General features: G+C 70.2%; 2 protein-coding genes and 1 pseudogene. 2 read left to right on the forward strand and 1 reads right to left on the reverse strand.

All coding sequences use genetic code 11. The features are described 5' to 3' along the window. The coding region (hemB, locus tag BN12_RS25550) for a porphobilinogen synthase (protein ID WP_083454835.1) at positions 1-932 on the forward strand (932 nt) is incomplete at its 5' end. Positions 933-1131: 199 nt separating this feature from the next. Here hemB and BN12_RS21300 read toward each other — a convergent pair. Continuing rightward, positions 1132-1677, reverse strand: coding sequence for a YceI family protein (locus tag BN12_RS21300; protein ID WP_048555574.1), 546 nt, complete (start codon positions 1675-1677; stop codon positions 1132-1134). Positions 1678-1791: 114 nt separating this feature from the next. Between BN12_RS21300 and BN12_RS25555 the strand changes: the two are divergent. Further along, positions 1792-2032 (forward strand): annotated as a pseudogene (locus tag BN12_RS25555) (MarR family transcriptional regulator); the annotation flags it as partial.

Raw genomic sequence — 2032 nt, forward strand, 5'->3', positions numbered from 1 at the left:
CCGCCCTGCGCCGGCTCGTCGCCGAGACCCGGCTGCACCCCGCCGACCTCCTGCTCCCCGTCTTCGTCCGGGAGGGCATCGCCGAGCCGGTGCCCATCTCCGCCATGCCCGGGGTCGTCCAGCACACGCTGGACTCCCTCGTCGCGGAGGCGGAGCGGTGCGTCGCGGCCGGCGTCGGGGGGCTCATGGTGTTCGGGGTGCCCGTCGAGAAGGACCCTCGCGGCTCGGGGGCCGACGATCCCGACGGCATCCTCAACGTCGCCCTCCGCCGGTTGCGCGACGCCGTCGGCGACGACCTCGTCCTCGTCGCCGACCTGTGCCTCGACGAGTTCACCTCCCACGGGCACTGCGGCGTCCTCGCGCCCGACGGGTCCGTCGACAACGACGCGACGCTCGTCCGGTATGCCGAGATGGGGCTCGCCCAGGCCGAGGCCGGGGCCCATGTCCTCGGCCTGTCCGGGATGATGGACGGCCAGGTCGGGTTCGTCCGGGAGGCCCTCGACGAGGAGGGGCTCATCGACACGGTGCTCCTCGCATACGCCGCGAAGTACACCTCCGGGCTCTACGGGCCGTTCCGCGAGGCCGTCGGGTCGTCGCTCGTCGGCGACCGGGCCACCTACCAGCAGGACCCCCCCAACGCGACGGAGGCGGTCCGCGAGATCGAGCTCGACCTCGCCGAGGGCGCCGACATCGTCATGGTCAAGCCGGCCGGGCCGAACCTCGACATCGTCGCCGCGGCGGCCGACCTCTCGCCCGTGCCCGTCGCGGCATACCAGATCAGCGGCGAGTACGCCCAGATCGAGGCGGCGGCGGCGAACGGCTGGATCGATCGCGACCGGGTCATGGCCGAGTCGCTCATCGGCATCAAGCGGGCCGGCGCCCAGATCATCGCGACGTACTACGCCCTGGAGATGGCCCGGCACCTCCGCTGACCGGCGCCCCAGGAGTCCGCCCCCCTCACGGCAGCATTATCGGGTGACCCGATAACGCTGGCGTGCACGGGTTGTCGGGTCACCCCGGAAGACTGAGCCTCACCCGACAACGGATGTCGGGTGAGGCTCAGGGTTGTGGGGTGACCCGATAAAGCTCGTGGGTCATCCGATGAAGCGGGTGCCGGGGGATGGACGCAGGTCAGGCCTGCTTGACGAGCTCGACGTCGATCGCGAGGTTGACCTTGTCGGAGACGAGGACGCCGCCGCCCTCGAGCGCGGCGTTCCAGGTGAGGTCCCAGTCGGTGCGGTTGATCGTCCCGGTCGCCTCGAAGCCGGCCCGCGTGCCGCCCCACGGGTCGGTCTGGACGCCGTTGAACTCGACGTCGAGGGTGACCGGCTTCGTGACGCCCTTGATCGTCAGGTCGCCGACGAGCGACGAGCCGTCGAAGGAGGTCGAGACGAAGGTGATCGTCGGGTTGTTCTCCACGTCGAAGAAGTCGGCGCTCTTCAGGTGGCCGTCGCGGTCGGCGTTGCGCGTCGTGATCGACGCCGTCTGGATGGTGACCTCGGCCTTGCTCGCCGCGAGGTCGTCGGCGACGGTCACGGTGCCCGAGACGTCCTCGAAGCTGCCCCGGACCTTGGTGACCATGAGGTGCCGGGCGACGAACCCGAGCTCGGTGTGTGCGGCGTCGATGGTCCACGTGCCGGTCGTGAGGCCCTTCAGGGCGGCGGCGGTAGCGGTCATGGGTCGTGCTCCTTCATGGGAGGTGAGATGGTGGGTCACTGCGGTTGAGGATTCAACGGTAGCACAGATGATTTAAGTTTCAACTTGAGCCGTGATCGTGGCAGACTGGACGGCATGGACCGGATCGAGGAGCCGCGATGGCTCGACCCCGAGGAGGACCAGGCCTGGCGGGCCTACCTGCTCGGGAGCCGATCCCTGGAGGCCTCGCTCGACCGCGACCTGTCCTCGCACGGCATCGGCCTGTCGGAGTACGAGCTGCTCTCGGTCCTGTCCGAGGCGCCGGGCGAGCGGATGCGGATGTCGGCGCTCGCGGACCTCGTCGTCCAGTCGCGCAGCCGGGTCACGCACACGGCGG

The sequence above is a fragment of the Nostocoides japonicum T1-X7 genome, assembly GCF_001046855.1.
Lineage (GTDB): Bacteria > Actinomycetota > Actinomycetes > Actinomycetales > Dermatophilaceae > Nostocoides > Nostocoides japonicum.